Source organism: Cupriavidus basilensis, assembly GCF_029335485.1.
In the GTDB taxonomy this organism is placed as follows: Bacteria; Pseudomonadota; Gammaproteobacteria; order Burkholderiales; family Burkholderiaceae; genus Cupriavidus; species Cupriavidus basilensis_E.
The window spans coordinates 1-631 of sequence record NZ_JARJLM010000267.1 but is presented as its reverse complement, the minus strand read 5'-3'; the positions used below and the strand labels follow the sequence as shown (position 1 = coordinate 631).

The window sequence follows — 631 nt, the reverse complement described above, 5'->3', positions numbered from 1 at the left end:
AACAGAAGATTGGGATGTGTGTATGCGCAAGGAGAAGGGATTTCTATCGTTGACGGCCGCGGTGGTGGTGGCGCTGTGCGCCGCCCGGGCCGAGGCGGCGCCCGACATGCAGGCGCTGGCGGACAAGAGCGGGTGCTTTTCCTGCCACAGCATGAAGACCAAGGTGGTCGGGCCGGGCTTTGCCGAGGTGGCGGCCAAGTACAAGGGGGATAGCCAGGCGCCCGAGCAACTGGGCCGGAAGATACGGGAGGGAGGAAAGGGTGTGTGGGGAAGGATTCCAATGCCGGCGCATGGGAATATCGGGGAAGACGATGCCAGGAAGCTGGCGGAGTGGGTCCTCAGTGCTGGATGAGACCGGTGTGAAATAAGAAGACCGGATCCGGATGACTTGGAGGACGTTTCGTGCTGGCCTGAACGGCTGCTAGGGTACGGTGTGGAACGTCTGTTTTTTTTGCTGCGCCGGATTCTTGGAATCTTGATATCCATTCGGTTTATTCCATCTTTTTTCAATTCGTCTTGCCGAATTTACAATAGTTTTTGATTAATTGATGTTTCAAACATTAAGTGATGCGGTTTCTGTTGCATTGGGATTTTGTAGGGACCTGATTTAGGTTTTCAGGGCCTAAAGGCG

Annotated in this window: 1 protein-coding gene; it reads left to right on the top strand. The window is 54.8% G+C overall.

The genetic code is table 11. The features are described from left to right. Positions 1-22 precede the first annotated feature (22 nt). The gene (locus tag P3W85_RS15535) at positions 23-352 is read left to right on the top strand and encodes a c-type cytochrome (protein WP_017225399.1); all 330 of its coding nucleotides are present in this window, start codon (positions 23-25) and stop codon (positions 350-352) included. The last annotated feature ends 279 nt before the right edge of the window (positions 353-631 follow it).

Excerpts from the sequence above, each read along its gene's own strand:
- P3W85_RS15535 (WP_017225399.1), top strand. The coding sequence starts at position 23 with ATGCGCAAGGAGAAGGGATTTCTATCGTTGACGGCCGCGGTGGTGGTG.